The 18,675-nt window shown below is 63.7% G+C and carries 16 protein-coding genes; 8 read left to right on the plus strand and 8 right to left on the minus strand.

The features are described 5' to 3' along the window. The 3 genes from ABID26_RS28620 to ABID26_RS28630 are packed head-to-tail and all read right to left on the minus strand — an operon-like array spanning position 1 to position 2,887. Positions 1–927: a DUF6492 family protein gene (locus ABID26_RS28620; protein WP_292372025.1), complete on the minus strand. Its 927-nt coding sequence runs from the start codon at positions 925–927 to the stop codon at positions 1–3. Further along, positions 924–1,718 carry a WecB/TagA/CpsF family glycosyltransferase gene (locus ABID26_RS28625; RefSeq protein ID WP_292372027.1) on the minus strand — a complete coding sequence of 265 codons (795 nt, stop codon included), beginning with the start codon at positions 1,716–1,718 and terminating at the stop codon, positions 924–926. Before ABID26_RS28625 ends, ABID26_RS28620 begins: the two co-directional genes overlap by 4 nt. Further along, entirely contained in the window at positions 1,715–2,887 is a 1,173-nt protein-coding gene (locus tag ABID26_RS28630; RefSeq protein WP_354417211.1) for a glycosyltransferase, read from the minus strand. Before ABID26_RS28630 ends, ABID26_RS28625 begins: the two co-directional genes overlap by 4 nt. Positions 2,888–3,055: 168 nt before the next feature. Between ABID26_RS28630 and ABID26_RS28635 the strand changes: the two genes are divergently transcribed. Continuing rightward, positions 3,056–4,069, plus strand: coding sequence for a glycosyltransferase family 2 protein (locus tag ABID26_RS28635; protein WP_354417213.1), 1,014 nt, complete (start codon positions 3,056–3,058; stop codon positions 4,067–4,069). Beyond that, positions 4,038–5,357 (plus strand): O-antigen ligase family protein, encoded by a 1,320-nt coding sequence (locus ABID26_RS28640; protein WP_292372033.1) that lies wholly within the window; start codon positions 4,038–4,040, stop codon positions 5,355–5,357. Before ABID26_RS28635 ends, ABID26_RS28640 begins: the two co-directional genes overlap by 32 nt. 84 nt (positions 5,358–5,441) lie before the next feature. Here the strand turns inward: ABID26_RS28640 and ABID26_RS28645 are convergent, their stop codons facing one another. After that, complete coding sequence (locus ABID26_RS28645) at positions 5,442–5,912, minus strand: nucleoside deaminase (protein ID WP_292372035.1); 471 nt, start codon at positions 5,910–5,912, stop codon at positions 5,442–5,444. A 274-nt stretch (positions 5,913–6,186) separates the two neighbouring features. Between ABID26_RS28645 and proC the strand changes: the two genes are divergently transcribed. Then, the gene (proC, locus tag ABID26_RS28650; RefSeq protein WP_292372037.1) at positions 6,187–7,002 is read left to right on the plus strand and encodes a pyrroline-5-carboxylate reductase; all 816 of its coding nucleotides are present in this window, start codon (positions 6,187–6,189) and stop codon (positions 7,000–7,002) included. A gap of 11 nt (positions 7,003–7,013) precedes the next feature. On the opposite strand, the gene ABID26_RS28655 is transcribed toward proC, so the two are convergent. From ABID26_RS28655 to ABID26_RS28665, 3 genes are all read right to left on the minus strand, one after another. Then, on the minus strand, positions 7,014–7,406 hold the full coding sequence (locus ABID26_RS28655) for a type II toxin-antitoxin system VapC family toxin (RefSeq protein WP_126101994.1): 393 nt from the start codon (positions 7,404–7,406) through the stop codon (positions 7,014–7,016). Beyond that, on the minus strand, positions 7,406–7,648 hold the full coding sequence (locus ABID26_RS28660) for a type II toxin-antitoxin system VapB family antitoxin (RefSeq protein WP_126101995.1): 243 nt from the start codon (positions 7,646–7,648) through the stop codon (positions 7,406–7,408). The genes ABID26_RS28655 and ABID26_RS28660 overlap by 1 nt, the downstream gene beginning before the upstream one ends. 87 nt (positions 7,649–7,735) lie before the next feature. After that, entirely contained in the window at positions 7,736–9,049 is a 1,314-nt protein-coding gene (locus ABID26_RS28665; RefSeq protein ID WP_292372039.1) for an NAD(P)H-dependent oxidoreductase, read from the minus strand. 536 nt (positions 9,050–9,585) lie between these two features. On the opposite strand from ABID26_RS28665, the gene ABID26_RS28670 reads away from it, so the two are divergent. From ABID26_RS28670 to ABID26_RS28685, 4 genes are read left to right on the plus strand one after another with little or no spacing between them, the layout of a single operon-like run. Next, entirely contained in the window at positions 9,586–11,043 is a 1,458-nt protein-coding gene (locus tag ABID26_RS28670) for a TolC family outer membrane protein (RefSeq protein WP_292302728.1), read from the plus strand. Positions 11,044–11,073: 30 nt separating this feature from the next. Next, the gene (locus ABID26_RS28675; protein ID WP_292372041.1) at positions 11,074–13,206 is read left to right on the plus strand and encodes a type I secretion system permease/ATPase; all 2,133 of its coding nucleotides are present in this window, start codon (positions 11,074–11,076) and stop codon (positions 13,204–13,206) included. A 17-nt stretch (positions 13,207–13,223) separates the two neighbouring features. After that, the gene (locus tag ABID26_RS28680; protein WP_292372043.1) at positions 13,224–14,513 is read left to right on the plus strand and encodes an HlyD family type I secretion periplasmic adaptor subunit; all 1,290 of its coding nucleotides are present in this window, start codon (positions 13,224–13,226) and stop codon (positions 14,511–14,513) included. Next, positions 14,503–15,144, plus strand: a complete 642-nt coding sequence (locus ABID26_RS28685; RefSeq protein ID WP_292372045.1) for a ribbon-helix-helix domain-containing protein — start codon at positions 14,503–14,505, stop codon at positions 15,142–15,144. Before ABID26_RS28680 ends, ABID26_RS28685 begins: the two co-directional genes overlap by 11 nt. A gap of 166 nt (positions 15,145–15,310) precedes the next feature. Here ABID26_RS28685 and ABID26_RS28690 read toward each other — a convergent pair whose 3' ends face one another. Next, positions 15,311–16,303, minus strand: a complete 993-nt coding sequence (locus tag ABID26_RS28690; RefSeq protein ID WP_292372047.1) for a transglutaminase-like cysteine peptidase — start codon at positions 16,301–16,303, stop codon at positions 15,311–15,313. A gap of 324 nt (positions 16,304–16,627) precedes the next feature. Between ABID26_RS28690 and ABID26_RS28695 the strand changes: the two genes are divergently transcribed. Then, on the plus strand, positions 16,628–18,675 hold a 2,048-nt coding region (locus ABID26_RS28695; protein WP_354417217.1), incomplete at its 3' end, for a VCBS domain-containing protein.

The raw sequence follows: 18,675 nt of genomic DNA on the forward strand, positions 1-18,675 counted from the left end.
TTAGCGGTCGAGCCCGATCAGCCGGCGGATGCGGCCGACATCGGTGCCGATGAAGGATTGCATGCCGATCGCCACCTGCTCGGGCGCCATGGTGTCGACGAAGCGGCGGAACTCGTCATCCGACAGCGCCTGGCCGTTCCAGTGGACGCGGCAGAATTCTTCTGAGCCATTGAAATGACCCGCCCCTTCCAGCACGTCGTCGACATAACGGCCGTAGAGCATGCATTCGGAGAATTTGCGCGCCGAGCCGACGACGCTGACCCAGTCGCGACCGTGCGTCTCTTCGATCCGCTCGCGCATCGCATTTACCGTCTCACGGCGCCAGGCGATCAGCGTCGAGATGTAATCGTGGGTCGGAAGCTTCGCCGGGTCGATGCCGAGCGTGGAGCCGGCATTGCGCGACCAGATGTGATGTTCGTCGTGGCCGTCGTCGGCCAACACGCCGTCGCGCCGGAACAGTCGCGCCTTGCCGTTGCGCCAGAAGGCGTTCGCGTCGAACGGCTTGAGGAAGGCGACGTCTGAATCGCAAAAGACGAGCACGTCCTCCCTGGCATGCGCGGCAATGGCGATGCGGCGAAGCTGCTGCACGTGCCAGCCACGCAGCGGCTGGGTCCTGAAACTCAGCCAGATACGGCGGCGGAACAGGCTGAGCGGATCGTCAAAAACGTGTAGCCAGCGTGGCAGCAGGTTCCGCTCGTCGACGATCGTGCGGCGGCTGCCCTCAAGCTGACGAAACAGCGCCATGTCACGGGGCTCGACGAGGATGTAGTGCCGCGCGACGCCGGTCACATGGCGGTCCATCGTCTCGCACAACAGCCGGCAGCGCTCGAAATCCGGGGCGTAGCTCGCCGTCACGACCGCGGCCGAAGGCGTGCGCGGCAGCGGCTCGATCCTGGCGGCGGCATCGGGCACGATGCGGCTGTTCAACGGCGCGCCTCCGCCGGCCGCGGTCCGTGCGACAATTTCTGTTTGAGGACACGCCACAGGAAGAGCGGATTGCCGACCACGTAGCGGCGCCACAGGCGGCCGGGTTCGATCCAGAGGCGAAACAGCCATTCGAGCCGCACGCGCCGCATCCACAGCGGCGCGCGCGGCACGGTGCCGCTCAGAAAATCGAGCAGCGCGCCGACCGCGATCGGCAGTATGCAGTGACGGGCATCGATATGGCGCGCGATCCACAATTCCTGGCGCGGCACACCCATGGCGACCAGCAACACGTCCGGCCGCAGCCGGGCGATGCGCTCGACGATCGCCGGCTCCTCGGCGGGGGAGAAATAGCCGTCATGGACGACCACGAATTTGTGCTGCACGGCGAGCGCCGAAAGCTTGACGGACGCCGCCTCGGCATTGACCCGCGTCGCGCCAAGCAACGCCACGGTCAGCGGCCGCGTCGATGCCTGCAGAAAGGCGGGCACGAAATCGGTGCCGTTGAGATTGTCGGGAAAAGGCGCGCCGTAGAGCAGCTTTGCGGCAATGTCGACGCCGACGCCGTCCGGCAGCACGAGGAAGTCGTCGAGCGCTTCGGCAAACACCGGATCGCTGCAGGCGAGGTTGGCATTGTGCGCGTTGAGGAAGCTCACCTTGGTGAAGCGCCCATCGGCGACCAGCCGGGAAAGCAGTGCGACGGCATCGTCCCAGCGAATGGCAAGGACGGAGATGCCGAGAATCGTCTTCAGCGTGTCGAAGCCGAAGGCGGAGCGGGCGGCATGCATGTTCATGCCGCGACCTCCCGCCTGATGGCGCCGAGCTTCTCCAGCCCAAGCCTGATCGCGGCATCGAGCGCCCTCGCCTGCCGGCGATGGAAGGCGCTGCCGTCGACATCGCGGACATCGGCCGCCGCCGCCTCGAGCGCCGAGGCGAAGGCGACAGGATCATCGGTCACGACACAGTTTTGCGGCCGATAGCCGATGCCACGCAGCGAGCGGCTGGTGGCGACGGAAGGCAGGCCAAGCTCGAAAGTCTCGATGGTTTTCAGCTGCACGCCGCTGCCTGCGGTGCTGATCAGCGGAACGACCGCGCCGCCGCGCGCGAAAGCCTGGGCGTCCGGAACCCTTCCGACGAACTGGATGCCGGGATGCGTCGACGTCACGCCCGACGGCATGTTGCCGGCGATCCTGATGCGGAAATCCGCCTTAAGATGCGGGGCGACCTTGGTCAGGAACCAGTCGAGCCCGATGCGGTTGGGCTGCCAGGTCCAGGTGCCGATCAGAGCCGCGTCGCAGTCGACGCGGCGCGGGCCTTTGTTCGCCGGCGCCTCGGCGCGCGTCACAAGCGGCAGCACTGCCGAGCGGTCGTCGGACGCAACGCCGAGCGCCGCGCGGTCCTCTTCGGCCAGCGTGAAGACGAAGCGCGCTGCGCGGCACAGACGCTTCTCAATGACCTCGAGCAGCCTGGCCTCACGGCGGAACAGGCAGCGTTGAAGGACGCTGCCGGCCGCTGCGGCGTTCTCCTCAGCCGAGCGGTGCTCGACATTGTGCGCGACGAAGATCGACGGCCGGTCGCCCAGGACACTTTCGAAGGCGCCGGCAAATTGCACGGAATTGAGGACATAGCCGTCGAACGGGCCGGCGTGCTCGATCGCCGCGTGGACATCCGCAGCGGAAACGACGCGCAGCTTGACGGAGGCAAAGGTAAGACCCATGCGCATCGCCTTGCCCACCCAGGCCAGCTTCTGCAGCGGCGAGGCGCTTTCGGTACGCACGTCGATGGCGCCGAGGACGATGGTGTTCTCAGGATCGACGGCAGGCTTTCCCGGCCAGCTGAAACCGATCACCGTCACGCGCGCGCCGGCACGCCGCAGCGCTTCGATGATCGCGGCGTTGGCAATCTCATAGCCTGAAGCGAGGGCGCCGTCGGGCACGATCGATGTGGCGAACAGCAGATGCATCTCACCTATCCATTGGTGTAGCCGGTAGCAAAACGCGGTGAAGCCTTGATTAAATGGCACCGTCAAAGGCTGAAAGCCGAGGTTTCGCTGACCTCGCCGTGAAAGGTGATTAACGAAGCGTTATCATCGGGCTGCTATCGAGGGCCGGACCCACACGGCTGGAAACGGATGATCCCTTTGCCATCGGACGCTTTTGTATCGATCGCGGGGGTGTCGATCGCGGGGCGGTCTCCGGGGCTTGCCGCCGAGACCGTCGAGGCTGTCGTCACGCTGCCGACATTCAAGCGGCCGCAACTGCTCCTGGAAACGCTGGCCTCGCTCAAGGCCCAGAAAACCGCGCGCCGCTTCGCCGTCATCGTCATGGAGAACGAGGCCGAGGCGCGCGAGGGCGCCAAGGCGGCATTGCCGCTGTTCGAGCGCGGCGAGATGCCGGGCCTGGTGATCATCGCGCATGAGCGCGGCAATTGCAGCGCCTACAATGCCGGCTGGCAGACGGCGATGCTGCACTTCCCCAACTTCAAGCATCTGCTGGTGATCGACGACGACGAGATCGCCGAGCCCGACTGGCTGGAGCGCATGTGCAAGGCCGCCGAGACGCTTGGGGCCGACATCGTCGGCGGGCCGCAAGTGCCCGTCTTCGCCGATCCCTCCCATGCGAGATGGGCCGATCATCCGGTCTTCGCGCCGCCATACCGCGAAACGGGCCGCGTGCCGGCGCTCTATTCGTCCGGCAATCTGCTGGTCGGACGCAATGTGCTTGTCGCTATGGGACCGCCCTTCCTCGATCTCAGGTTCAACTTCATGGGCGGCGGCGATTCCGATTTCCTGAGCCGCTCGGCGCAGAGGGGTTTCGCGCTCGGCTGGTGCGCCGAGGCAAGGGTCAGGGAAACGGTCCCGGCCCGGCGCGTGGAAGCCGGCTGGATCCGCGCCCGCAGCCTGCGCAACGGTGTCATCTCCACCCTGGTGGAAAAGAAGAAGCGTGCCGGCACGCCGTTCTCCGGGACCAAGGTTTTGCTGAAGAGCCTGGCGTTGCTTGCCGCCTCGCCGCTGCGCGGCGCCATAAGGCTGGCGCGCACGGGGTCGCTGGCAACAAGCCTCTATCCCGTCTATGTCGCGCTCGGCCGGGTGCTTGCCGAATTCGGATATGCCAATGAGCAGTACCGACAGCCTGAGAAGAACTGAGCGCGCGCCGCTCAGCGCCGCTTTCACGCGCGAGGGTGTTGCGACGGTAATCGCTGCGCTGCTCTTTACCGTCATCATCATCTCCTTCCGTCCCTTCCAGCCGGCCGGCGCCGAACTCACCGGCGATGGCGGCGACATCGTCAACCAGCTCGGCTTCGGCTCGCTCGGCGCCATCTCGATCTTCTCGCTGCTCGCTTTCGCCGATCCGCGCGTGGTGCGCTCGATCGTCAGCCCGTCCTGGGCGCTGATGCTGGGCTTCTTCTTCCTGTCGGTGATCCTTGCCACCGATCCGCCGTCGGCGATGCGCGCCGCCTCCTTCACCATGATCGGCATCATCACCATGGCGACGATCCTGGTGCTGCCGCGCGATGCAGACTCCTTCGCCAGGGTCATCATCTTCACCGCCGTCGTGGTTATGGGGCTCTCTTATGTCGGGCTCATCGTCTTTCCGCACGAGGCGCTTCACACCGCCGACTCGCAAGAACCCGAGCATGCGGGCCTGTGGCGCGGTGTCTTCACCCACAAGAACATCGCGGGACCGGTAATGGCCTGCTTCAGCTTCGCCGGGCTCTATCTCTGGCGGCGCGGGCAACGCTGGTGGGGCATCGGCATCTTCTCCGCGGCGATGATCTTCATGCTGCACACCGGCTCGAAGACGACCGTCGGACTGGTGCCGTTCTCGATCCTGATCGTGGTGCTGCCCAGCCTCATCGGCATGCGGCTCGGCACGCCGATCCTGTTTGTGTCGGCGATCGTCGCGACCGCGGTCGGCACGCTCGGCATCGTTTTCATTGCGCCGGTGAAGCATCTGGCGGCGGTCTATTTTCCGGATCTTACCTATACCGGCCGCACGACGCTATGGGAGTTCGCCGGCGAGATGCTGGCGAAGAGGCCCTGGACCGGCTACGGCTATGAAAGCTTCTGGGGAACGCCGCTGCTGCTCAACCAGGACCAGCCCTTCGACCGGCCCTGGGACATCCGCACCATCGTGCACGGCCATGATGGTTATCTCGACATCGCCGTGCTGATGGGCATCCCGGCGCTCTGCGTGGCGGTCTACACCTTCCTGATCGCGCCGCTCAGGGACTACATGCGCATCCCGCTGCGCAACGAGAACATCTATCTCGGCGACTTCTTCATGATGGTGGTGCTGTTCGCAGCGCTGAACGGTTTTCTCGAAAGCTTCTTCTTCCGCCGCGCCGATCCCGTCTGGCTGTTCTTCGTGTTCAGCGTGCTCGGCCTGAGGCAGGTTTCGCTGCGGCCGATCCCCGGGCGTCGCTCCTACTAAATCAGCAGGCTGTTGACTGGAGCCGATGGCGCCGCAGAGGTTACGGACCCTTCGTCGACACCGGTTCCTTTGCGATGGGTTCCGTCACCAGAAATCCTTGTGGCCGCTTGCGATCTCTTCTTCGAGTTCGGGAAATGGGCCACGGATCGCTACATGGCGCCGTCCGGCGGCGAACACCTGGTGACAGCTCAGATCGAGGGTCAGATTCTCCGGATTGTCTCCGGTCAGCTCGGCCAACCGCCTTTCGCTCAGTCCGTAGACCACGGTGCCGATGCCTGCCCAATAACAGGCCCCTGCGCACATGCAGCACGGCTCGACGGAGGTCACCAGCGTGCATCGCTCGAGAAAGGTCGGGTCGTATTGCCGCGCGGCGGCGCGGGACACGTTTGCCTCTGCGTGGCCAACACCCCGATCCCGCGCGTAGGTGTTGCCCGATGAAAGGAGCACGTCGCCCTCCGGCCCGACCAGGAGCGCCCCGAAGGGATGATTGCCATTGGCCCGGCTTTCGGTGGCGATCTCCACGGCCAAACGCAGATATTCGGTATCGCTCCTCATGGCCGCCTCCTTGGAATGCCCATTCGTAACTGCGCGCGCATAGGCCTAGTATCCATATTCTTGGAGCGCTTGGGAACTGTCCAGTCATGGGCATTGAATTCATGGCTGCGCAACGTGGCTAGAGGTTCGGTCTGCCGGGATAAGATGCGGAAGCGCTCCGAATGCCATTCCCCCATGCCTGGAATTACTTACCCTGGCCGATCGATCTCCTTAAGACTGGACTTTTCCGCCGCCGCGCAAGCGGCTAAGGAGAGCCGTCCTTGCGGAGGTTTTCATGACCATCAGGCTCGTTCTCGCCGGTTGCGGCAATATGGGTTACGCCATGCTCTCGGGCTGGCTGAAATCCGGCAAGCTCGAGCCCTCGGCGGTGTTCGTGGTCGAGCCCAATGCCGAATTGCGCAAGCGCGCCGAACATCTCGGTTGCAGCAGCGCCGCCGACGCCTCCGCCATTCCGGCCGATGCGGTCCCTGACCTCGTCGTCATCGCTGTGAAGCCGCAGGTGATCGGCGATGTGACGGAAAGCTACAAGCGTTTCGGCGATGGCAGGACCACCTTCGTCAGCATCGCCGCCGGAACGCCGGTCGCCACTTTCGCGGAGATCCTCGGCGATCTCGCGCCGATTGTCCGCTGCATGCCGAACACCCCGGCGGCGATCGGCAAGGGCATGATGGTGGTGTTTTCCAACCCGCTGGTCTTAGACGACGTCAGGCGCTTCGTCGCCGAGTTGCTCTCGGCGAGCGGCGTCGTGACGACCATCGACGACGAGAGCCTGATGGATGCGGTGACAGCGGTTTCCGGTTCCGGCCCAGCCTATATCTTCCATTTCATCGAGGCTCTGACGGTTGCCGCCGAGAAGGCCGGCCTGCCGGCCGAGACGGCCAAGCTGCTCGCCATGCAGACCGTCTACGGCGCCGCCTCGCTCGCCGCCGAAAGCGACGAAGAGCCCGGTGTGCTGCGCCGGCAAGTGACCAGCCCCAACGGCACCACCGCCGCGGCACTTGCCGTGCTGATGGGCGAAGACCGGCTGACGAAGCTTTTGACCGACGCGGTGGAAGCGGCGCGGCTCAGGTCGATAGAGTTGGGGAAGTAAAGTCCGTCCAGTCACGCAAGATCTGTGTGTGAGAAATCATTACCCTTATAAAGCAGTGGCATCCCGCGACTCTTCGCTGAGGCGTATGAGAGGCAATCGGCAAGGTTGAGTTGGGCCGGATGACCACGACCCTTGCCATAGTCTGAAAAGGCCTGGATCGCGAGTTTCGCATCGCCGCTTTCGATCGGAACAACTTCGATTTCGGCTTGGCGAAGAAAGGCCTCTATCGCCGTTTCCACAATGCGTGGCTCCACTGCAAGCAGTGAAGAAAGTCGCATAGCTGCTTCGAGCACGACTAGTGGTGACGTTATCCTCCTCGCCGCCTGTCCTATCTTGCCGCTCCAGTCGGTGGCGTCTTCCTCGTCCGCCAAGATGGCGACCACCACAGAGGTGTCGACAAACATCAGGAATGGCCCCACATCTCGTCGATCTCGTCCTTGCTCAAGGCCCTACCACCGGCACCTGCCTTGGATTTGAGTTCTTGTGCGATAGCCGCCAGGCGCTCAGCCAGCGGGATTTGTTCGTGCTCGCGTTGCAACTCCGACTCTAGTGCTTCGATGACCGCCTCGGTCATTGAGATTTTGCGCTTTTCGGCGAGCTGCCGGGCAAGCTCCCTTGCCCGCGGGTCCCTGATCTGGAGATTCATCCGAACAACCTCCGCTTCCTTGTCACTACAATATAGTGGACTTGTCATGACAAAGCGAGTGCGCTCGTTGTGGAATCGCGCATTAGGTCAGGTGCCGTAGAGCATCTCATCTTGCAGTTGACGCAAAGCGTAAAGCCTGGTCGTCTTATCGGGCGCGGCGTTCTCGGCCGTCAGCAGCTCGCCCTTCCTGACCGGCTTCAGCACCCTGCCGCCTTCGAGCAGCCCGACGGGCACTGCGCGGCTGGCGCGCGCCTCGGCGGCCGTCATGGTCCAGGAGCGGTAGCAGGTCTCGCCGATGGCGTCGAAGGTCTCGCCGGCGGCAAGATCGCGCTTGGCGACGGCGCAGACCTCGGCCACCGGCTTCGGCAGCGGCACCATGTCCGGCCTGCCGTAGAGCATAATGCGGGCCGCGGTCAGCGGCACCTCGAGCGAAGTCAAGTGGTAAGGCCTGAAGAAGCTATAGTAGGGGCCGTGGCCGACATGGAGGTCGTCCATGCGTTCCACGACGCGCGGATGCGTCGCCTCGACGATGACGAAGACGCCCGGCGCCACGCCCTTGCCCACGGTGTAGTCGACGACGCCCTTCCTCGACAGGATGCCGCCGTCCTCGCGCGGGACGAGCACCTTGGCGAGCTGGTCGCGATCGGCCTTGGGGCCATGCATGCCCGGGACATCGGGCACCAGGCCGGTGGCGTTGGCGATGGCGCACATCTCGACCATGGTCTTGGAACCGTCGACGAATTCGACCAGCATGCGCGGGTTCATGTTCCGGCGCAGCGCTTCTTCGCGATAGTCGTCGGGGACGGCATCGTGGTTGAGCGGGTTGTTCTTGCCCTTGCCGGCCGAGACAATGGTGTAGCCGAGCGCCGAGGCGAACTCGATCAGCTCCATGCAGCTCGACGGTTCGTCGCCGGCGCCGACCGAATAGACCACGCCCAGTCGGTCGGCCTGCTGCTTCAGATAGCAGCCGATGGTGACGTCGGCCTCGACATTCATCATCACCAGATGCTTGCCATGCTCCATGGCCATCAGGTCGAAATCGGCGGCGACGCCGGGTTTTCCAGTGGCATCGATGACCACGTCGATCAGCGGACTGGTGACCAGCATCTCGTTCGAGGTGATTGCGATCCTGCCGCTTTCGATCGCTTGGCTGACCTTGGAGGCGGTCTCGGCTTCCGCAGCCATTGCGTCGTCGCCATAAGCGATGCGGATTGCGTCGCGGGCCGTGTGCGGGCGGCGCGTGGAGATGGCCGCGACCGAAATGCCCGGCATCAGCATGCCCTGGGTCACCAGGTCGGTGCCCATCTCGCCGGAGCCGATGACGCCGATGCGCACGGGACGGCCCTCGGCGGCGCGCCGGGCGAGATCGCGGGCAAGCCCGGTCAGGGCGACATTTGTCATACAAGAACGTCCATTCTTTGCTTCGGCCCGCAATACAGGGAACGACCCCCGTTTGCCAACAAAACCAGCCACAGATGGCATTTTCCGGTGCATGCCTTAGAGAACCGGAGCAGATTTGCCGCAACAGTCCGCGGCGCTCGGGCTTTCGCACCGCGACCGGCCGGATGCACCGGCAAGCAGACTTTCAGGAAGGACGCGATGGCAAAGCTCGCGCCCGGGACCCGATTTTGCCGAGGGAGGCGGCGCTGATTACGAGCGCCTGGCGATTCCTTAAGCGGGCCCGTTATTTGTTGAGGACAATCGTGATCGCCGTCGGTTTCAGCCCATTGCAATCCAGACCGGCACCGTTTCTGTGCCATTTTTGCTACAACCGTCGGGACTAATGGTCCGAATCTTCGCTTTTGTGCGCCTCTAAATCATTAAGCGCTCACATCCTCGAAAAATCTGATAGATACTCATCGCAAGCTCCGGTGGCAGGCTTGGGCAAATAAGCGTCGACAAAAACAAAAAGGCGCGGGGATAGTCACGGGGTAAAAATGACCAGGACGGGTAAAGTGACCGTCGGCTGGCGCGTTGCGCTTGCCATGACGGTGTCGATGCTGACTTGTGGAAGCGCCAGCGCGCTCACGCTCAAGGAAGCCATAGCAGTCGCCGTAGAGTCCAATCCTGAGATTGGGCAGGCGATCGAAAACCGCGAAGCCATCGAATTCGAGCTGCGCCAGGCAAAAGGCCTCTATCTTCCCAGCGTCGATCTGGAAGCGTCGACCGGCGTTCGCCGCCTGGACAATTCTTCCCGTCGCGCGCTCGGCGAGAAGGATGACGCCCTCTCGCCGAACGAGGCCGATCTCACCGTCACGCAGACGCTTTATGACAGCGGGGCAAGGCGGGCCGAATTGAATCGGCAAGCCTCGCGCGTGGACGGGGCTTCCTTCAGGGTGCTGGAACGGTCCGAATTCATCGGACTTTCCGTCGTCCAGGACTATCTCGAATATATGCTGCAGGCGTCGATCGTCGCTGAAGCAAAGAAGAACCTCGCCTTCCATCAGTCGATTCTCGGCGATATCAAGCAGGGCATCGCGGGCGGCGCGCTCAACGATGCCGATCGGCAGCAGGCCGAGGAGCGCCTTTATGCCGCCAAGGCGCGGATGCAGGAGGCCACGGAAGAACTGGAGGCGGCCAAGATCCGCTTCTTCAAGAATGTCGGCAAGCCGCTGACCAATCCGTCGCGGCCGGCCGATGTGGCCGGCGCGCTGCCGCGGTCGCTCGACGACGCGATCGGACTTGCCAGGCAGAACAATCCCCGCGTCCATATGGCCAACAGCGATATCGACGCCGCCGCGTCACTGGTCGACGCCGCGCGGGCGAAATTCGGCCCCACGATCACTGCCGAGGGCGTCGCCCGGGGTGGATATGACATCGACGGCGACGACGGCGACACCAGCGACCTGCAGGCGCGCGTCGTGCTGCGCTGGAACCTCTATCGCGGCGGCATCGACAAGGCCAACGAGCAGGAGCAGATCCGCCGCACCAGCGAGCAGCGTCTTGCGCTGCATCAGGTGCTGCGCGAGATCGAGGAAGCCGTGCGCACCTCATGGGACCGCCGCTTCCGCCAGGCGGAACTTGCGCAGACGCTGCGGCTGCAGGCTGCCACCAACGAAAAGCTGGTCGCGTCCTATCGCGAGCAGTTCAAGGTCGGACAGCGCTCGCTGCTCGACGTGCTCGACGCGCAGAACACGCGCTTCAACACCGCGACGCTGGCCGACACTTCTTCCTATGCGTCGCTGTTCGCCGAATACCGGCTGCTGGCCGCGACCGGCGAGTTGCTGAAGACGCTGAACATCCAGCCGGCCAGGCAATCGGCGGCCTACGCGCGAACGGAATTCGGTGTGCCGGCAACGGCCGACACCGAAACCTATGCGCGAACGCCGTCGGAGCAGAAGAACGATCTGCCGTTCGATATCCTCGCGCCGGTCAGGAAGAAGCAGCCGATGTAAGCATCGATCTCAGGTCCTTCGGGGCGGATCGTGAACCAACAGCCTAACATCGTCTCGCCCAAGGAGGCTTTCAAAGCCTGCTTCTCGGCGATTGCAGCCTATCTCGGCCGGCCGAGCGCGGAGACCGTGCTGTTTGCCGGGGTGCCGATTTCGGAGACGCGCATCGAGCCGGACGACATCAGACACCTTGCCGAACGCATCGGTCTCGAGGTCCAGGCGTTCAGCCATCGCGATTTCGTGCGCGGCCGCGTCGACCTGCCGGCCATCGTCTTCCGCGCCAGGCAGTTGCCGGTTGCGCTGCTTGCCGAGACCGGAACCGGGCAATATCTGACGGCCCCGCAGGAAGACGGCCGCACCGCGATCGGCAAATCGGAGCTCGCCGAGAGCTATATCAGCGGCGGCGCCTCATTCTCGATTACCTATGCCAATACCGCCGAGGAGATGACGATCGGCACGGCGCCGAGGATCGAAAGGCGCCATTGGCTGACCGGAACGATGGGAGCGTTCTGGCGCACCTATTCGAAGGTCGTACTGTCGGCGGTCTTCATCAACCTCCTGGCGATCGCCTCGCCGATCTTCACCATGAACGTCTACGACCGGATCCTGCCGAACAAGGCGATCTCGACGCTCTGGGTGCTGGCGCTCGGGATCGGCGCGGCGATCGTGTTCGACCTGTTGCTGAAGACGGCCCGCGCCTCGCTCATCGACTATGCCGGGCGCAAGGCGGATCTCAGGATCTCCTACCTGCTGTTTGAGAAAGTGCTCAACTCCTCCTTGTCGGCCAGGCCCGGATCGACCGGCGAATACGCGAACCGCGTCACACAGTACGAGTTCGTGCGCGAGTTCTTCACCTCGAACACCATCAGCGTCTTCATCGACACGGTTTTCGTGTTCGTCTTCCTGCTGGTCATCTACGCCATCGGCGGCTGGCTGGTGATCATACCGGCTGTGGCCTTCGCCATCGCCGTCATCGTCGGGCTGGTGACACAGCGGCGCATCGGCAAGCGGGTCGCCGCTTCGATGAACGAGGCAGCGCAGCGCCAGGCGCTGCTGGTCGAATCCATCTCCACGCTGGAGACGATCAAGTCGCTGCGCGCCGAGGCCTATCTGCTGCGCAAATGGGGCGAGCACTCGAAGAACGCAGCCAACACGTCGGAAAAGATCAAGGAGCTTTCGGCCGCCGCCGGCAACATCACCGGCGCCATCCAGCAATTGGTGACCGTCGCCCTGGTGGTTGCCGGCGCCTACGCCTTTTCCGAGGGCCAGGTCTCGACAGGCGCCATCATCGGCACGGTCATGCTGGCGGGCCGGGCAGTCGCGCCACTCGGCCAGATCGCCATCACGCTTTCCCGTTTCCGGCAGGCCATGCTGTCGCTCAGGATCGTCAACACGATCATGTCGCAGCCGGAGGACCGGCCAGACACGGTCGGCTTCGTCAACCGGCCGATCCGCAGCGGCGCGATGCTCTTCAAGAATGTCGGCTTCGCCTATCCGGGTACCGAAAACGAGGTTCTGAACGGGCTCAACATCGCAATACGGCCAGGCGAGCGGATCGGCATCATCGGCCGCATCGGCTCCGGCAAGACGACAATGGGCCGGCTGATCGGCCGGCTCTTCCTGCCGACTTCCGGAGAGCTGCTCATCGACGGCATCGACATGCGCCAATACCACCCGTCGGAAGTCCGCGCTGCGGTCGGCATCGTCGCGCAGGCGGGCGACCTGTTTTCGGGCACCATCAAGGAAAACCTTTTGATGGCCGCTCCGGAAGCGACCGACGAGGAGATCATCGATGCGGCGAAGGCCGCGGGCGTCGACGACTTCGTCTCGCGCCATCCGCGCGGCTACGACATGAATGTCGGCGAGCGGGGCACCAACCTCTCGGGCGGCCAGAGGCAAGCGGTGGCAATCGCGCGGCTGCTTTTGACCAAGCCGAAAATCGTCTTCCTGGACGAGCCGTCGGGCTCGATGGACCTCGCCTCGGAACGGCAGCTGATCAGGCAGCTCAAGGTCGCATTCGACCGCAACACGACGCTGATCGTGTCGACCCATCGCTACAGTATGCTGGAGCTGGTCGACCGCCTCATCGTCATCGAGCAGGGGCGTGTGGTCGCGGACGGAGCGAAGGAACAGGTAATCCAGGCATTGCAAAAGGCGAATGCCTGACCGGGGTACGTTGGGGAATGCTTGCAAAAGAAGACCGGCCGCCGCTTTTCGCATCGGCGTCCGTCTACATCATAGGGGCACTGTTCGTGGCCTTCACCGCCTGGGCATCCTTTGCCGAGGTCGACGAGATCGCGCGCGGCGACGGCAAGGTGATTCCTGCCTCCAAGACGCAGATCATCCAGGCGAGCGAAGCCGGCGTCGTCCAGGAAATCGCCGTCAAGATCGGCCAGACGGTGAGGAAAAATGATCTGATCATCCGGCTCGACAACTCGGGCAACACGTCGAGCCTGGGCGAAGAGCAGGCCAAGTCTCGGGCACTGCAGGCGCGTATCGCCAGGCTGAAATACGAGCAGAGCGGCAATGTCGAGGGGTCGTTTCCCTGTCCAGCCGACATCCAGAAGACCGCGCCGGAAATCTGCGACAACGAGCAGAAGCTGCTCGTGGCGCGGCGCGAGAACTTCGAAGTGAAGCTCTCGGTGCTCAAATCGCGCCTCGATCAGCGCGAGAAGGAGCTGGACGAGGCGACCGCCAATGCCGATCGCCTGTCGAAGAGCCTGGCCGTCAGCGACCAGGAAACGGCGCTGGTCGAACCCATGGTCAAGAAGGGCCTGATGGCCAGGACCGAGCAGATCCGCGTCGAGCGCGAGCAGACCGACCTCCGTGGGCAGCTCAACCTTGCCGGCGAGACCATCAAGAAGACGCAGTCGGCGATCACCGAGGCACAGCTGCAGGTCAATGAGCTCGGCCTGCAACTGCAGCAGGAGGCGCTGAGCGACCTGACGCAGGCGCTGGCCGATCTCTCGGTGGTCGACGAGACCATTCGCGGCGCCACCGACAAGGTGGCGCGGACCGACATCCGCTCGCCTGTCGACGGCATCGTCAACACGCTCGATGTCAACACGCTCGGTTCCTTCGTCCAGCCGGGCGCGGTGGTGGCCGGTATCGTGCCGACCTCCGAGACGCTGCTGGTCGAGGCGAGGGTTTCGCCGCGCGACGTCGCCTTCATCCAGCCGGACCAGGACGCGCTGATCAAGGTCACGGCCTATGATTTTTCGATCTTCGGCGGCATCGAAGGCAAGGTCTCGAACATCACCGCCGACAGCCTGGTCGATCAGAAGACGGGCGAGCCTTATTACCAGGTGCGCGTCGCGACCGAAAAATCGACGCTGCAAAGGAACGGCAAGACCTATTCGATCATCCCTGGCATGATCTGCTCGGTCGATATCAAGACCGGGCGCAAGACGATCCTCAACTATCTTTTGAAGCCCATCAACAAGGCGCGTCAGGAGGCGATGAGTGAGCGATAGCTCCGCACGCCCCGACACTCCGCGCGACCGGCTTTTGCCGTCGCTCGCGGCCGAGGATTTCGGCCCGGAGTTCCGCGTCGTGGCGCGCGGCGGGGTGCGCCGCGGCATCCGGCTGGAGCGCGCCTTCTGGGCATCGCTGAAGCAGATGGCCGAAAGCCGCAAATGCACGATCGGCATGCTGGTCGAGGAGATCGCCGAAAGCCATCCCGACCAGGGCAATCTCACCTCGGCGATCCGGGTGGCGTGCATGCGGGGGCTGGCCGAGGAAAGCATGGAGCTGCGCAAGCTCGCCTCGATCCGCACGATCAACGCGATCCTGGTCGCCTGCCCCTCGCCCGCCTTCGCGCTGTCGTCGTCGAAGAAGATCCTGACCTTCAACACGTCCTTCCAGCAATTGGTGAGGCGCCAATTGCCGAACGCACCGGGCGAGGACGGGCGGCAGGACCTCAAGCTGGCGCTGGACCTCAACGTCACCGACGTCTTCGCCCGGCTTGATGCCAATGGCGACACGCCCGTCACCACCGGCTTCGTCATCGGCACCGGCGAGCGCCGTTACCGGGGCCAGCTCAGTGCCGTGCGCGCGCCGGTGACCGAGCCGGAACTTCTTATGGCATTCGTCTTCAACGGGTAGGTCGGCTGGCCGGATAGCGTTTGCGCAGGCGCGTCGAGGGCGGTGGAAATCAGTTGGAGCGGTGCAGAAGTCCGAAACGCTGGCGGGACAGCACCTCCCTCTGTCCTGCCGGACATCTGTCCGGCAGGACAGAGGGGGGTGTGAAGGAACGCAGCATCACAGTATCTTAATCGTCCCATCCCAGGGTCTTCGCTTCGCTCTGGATAACAGTCACGTCAGGCGAAGCACCCTCTCCCGGCGCCACCGTTGCAAAACCGCCGTCTATATCGGCGATCCGCGCGCCCGACTTCGATCCGTGGATCCAGGCGCGATCGGTACTGAAGGAATAGAGCGGGACATAGTCGGGAAGATCGCTGTCCATCGCCACATTGTTGCTGAGACTATCCAGGATGAAGGCGCCGCTTCCGGTGCTCACCGACAGCACGGCATGGAAAAAATTCCGGCGGCGATCCTGCAGCACGACGAGCGACATGCTCTGCGCCGGGATTCCGGCACGCAACAACGCCGCCATCTTCAGTATGGCGAAATCCTCGCAATCGCCGGCGCGATGCTCGAGGATCTCCGAAGGCTTTGCCCAGTAATCGAGCTTGCCGTAGACGGCGCTGTCCTTGCGGTAGGCGATCAGGCGGTTGATGGAGCTGTTGACGAAGGCCAGCTTGTCGCGAAAACCCTTGCTGCCGGCAATGTCGATGATCCCGCCAAAAGCCGCGTTCTCGCGGTCGCAGGCGCTGCCCGGCGTGCAGTCGAGGATGGCCTTGTAGACAGGCGCCCAGCGCGCCGCGACCGGGAAGTTGCGCATGGACAAGGCCACCGACCCGAACACGCCAGGGATGATCGCCCCGGTCTGGATCGGGTCAACCTGGATCGGATCGATGCCATGGGCGCCCTCTCCGCTCGAAGAGTCCACCGCAGGGTAAGCTTCGAGGGGTCCGTAGGCGCTGTCGACACCGGTTATCCGGTAAGCGGTTACGGGCTGCCAAGGCTGCAACCTTGCCAGCGAAACGCCGCCGAGATTGGCAGGCGGGGGCATCGTTCGAGAGGCGGGATTTCCGACGGAAATCGCGCTGGCGGACGACGCGTTCGGCAGACCGGCGAGGCCGATGGCCAGCAGCAGAACCTTGATCCCCGATGCCGCCAGAGCAGCTTTTTGTATTTTCATAACGCCCACCTTTGACTGTGGACGTTACCGATCTTGTCTCAAATTATCGGAAAGGAAGGTGGGTAAAGTTCCGCGAATCAATCTATTCTGCTTTGTGTCAAATTTTATTTAAATTTATACTTTTGCTAACCGAACCTGCGCCGCATTTCCCAACCGGTCCGACGGCGCCTCCAACAATACATAACTGGATATATCATGACGATTTACCAAGTGTAAAAAATGCAAATCTCTACATATTCAAGTATATGAAAAAGATTGAAGGTGTGTTGCAAAGTTCGACGCTCACATGTCTCTTTCCGGGAAATGCCGAAGGGGGCTTGAGCTATGACGACCAGTATCGAATTCGACGCCGTTTCAAATTTCTCGGACGAGCACGCGACTGTTGGCGAACATCCGATCTCGGCGGGCGTGCAAGTCGCGCAAGCCGCCAGCGGCCAGGCCGCGCAGAGCGGTGAACCTGTACCGGTCGATGTAGGCAGCGGCGCACCGGCACAGGGCGCGGACAACGCGCAGAATGCACAGGGGGCAGACAAGCCGGCGGCGGACGCCAACGCTCCTGCCGGAAACGCGCCGGCGGCGAACGCGGCGGCTTCGAACGTTCCGCATGAATACCATGCCGAGGCCGGCAATGTCGTGAAGCTTCCGGCCAATGTCTCGATCGACAACATCAAGGTCGACGGACACAATCTCGTGCTGGTGCAGCCAGACGGATCCGAGATCGTCATCAAGGACGGCGCGCTGAACGTGCCGACCTTCATCATCGGCGACGTCGAGGTGCCGCGCGTTGCCCTGATCGCGGCCCTTGAATCCAGCCATGTCGATGTCGCCTTCGGCGCCGACGGCTCGATCTCGGCCGGCGGAAATGGCGCGCCAGGCAGCGCCGGCGGAAATTTCTCTGTTCCTCCCGGCGGTATCGGCGACGGCTTCGGCCTGACGTCGCTTTTGCCGCCGACGGCATTGCAGTTCGGACAGCCGGAGAACCGCGAGCTGTTCCCGTCCGTAGTCGATAGGGGCATTTCAGTCGTGGCCGTGTCGTTGCTCAGCCCGGACGAGGCGGCCAGCGAGACCGGCCTGAACGGCGGACAGGGACAATCACCGGGCAGCGACGCGCCGAGCAACGCGGAAACGTCAAGCATCGGAACGATCAGCATCGATGCGCCGGACGGCATCGGATCGATCGTCATCAACGGCGTCACCGTCACCGGCACCGGCCAGCAGATCCAGGGCCAGTTCGGCTACCTGACCATCGTCTCGTTCGATCCGAACACCGGCGCTATCGAATACAATTATACGGTGACCGAGTCGGTCACGCATCCCAAACAGACGGACGGATTCGATCAGACCGACACGGTTCCGGACAATTTCAGCATCACCGTCACGGATTCAGACGGCGATACGGCCAGCACCACCTTTGCCGTCGCCATCATCGACGACGTGCCGACGGCGATCGCAGACGTCGACAGCGTCGCGGCCGGCCAGCTCGGCCCGGCGACCGGCAATGTGCTGGTCGGCGGAACGGATGCCGGCGATGCCAACGCGACGGACGGCGTTGCCGACACCCAGGGCGCCGACGGCGCGACGGTGGTCGGCGTTGCCAAGGGCACGACAAATGCCGATCTGGACGACGCGAGCACGCTTAACACGGCGATCCAGGGCGCCTACGGCAAGCTGACGCTCCACGCCGACGGCAGCTACACCTATGTGCGCGACGCCAACACGCCCGGCGGCGTCAACGACGTCTTCACCTATACTATCAAGGACGGCGACGGCGACACCTCGCACACCACGCTGACGATCTCGATCGGCAACTCGACGCCCGAGATCAGCGACCTGACGCCGGAGGCCAATGGCGGCGACGTCGTCGTCAACGAAGCGGCGCTCAATGTCGGCACGCCGGGCGGGCCCGGATCCGATCCGGCAAGCACGGCCGAGACCGGCACAGGGAGCTTCACCATCTCCTCGCCCGACGGCGTCGCCTCTCTGACGATCGACGGCCATGACTTCATCACCAACGGCGTCTTCAGCGCGGGCTCCTTCACCACAGCCCTTGGCAACACGCTCACCGTCACCGGCTACAATGCCGCGACCGGCGTCGTCAGCTATACCTACACGCTGCTAGACAACGAGACCCACGCAACAGGCGCCGGCACCAACAGCCTGTTTGAGAACATGACCGTCTCGCTCACAGACCAGGACGGTCAGAACGCTACTGGCACGCTCTCCGTCAACATCGTCGACGACGTCCCGACCGCCACCAATGACGGGCCCTACACGGTCGTCGAGGACGGCGCCGGCGCGGCCAACACGCCGCCGACCAGCACCGTGTCCGGGGACGTGCTTGCCAATGACGCCTCGGGCGCCGACACGCCCCA

It is taken from the genome of Mesorhizobium shonense, assembly GCF_040545255.1.
Classification (GTDB): Bacteria; Pseudomonadota; Alphaproteobacteria; order Rhizobiales; family Rhizobiaceae; genus Mesorhizobium; species Mesorhizobium shonense.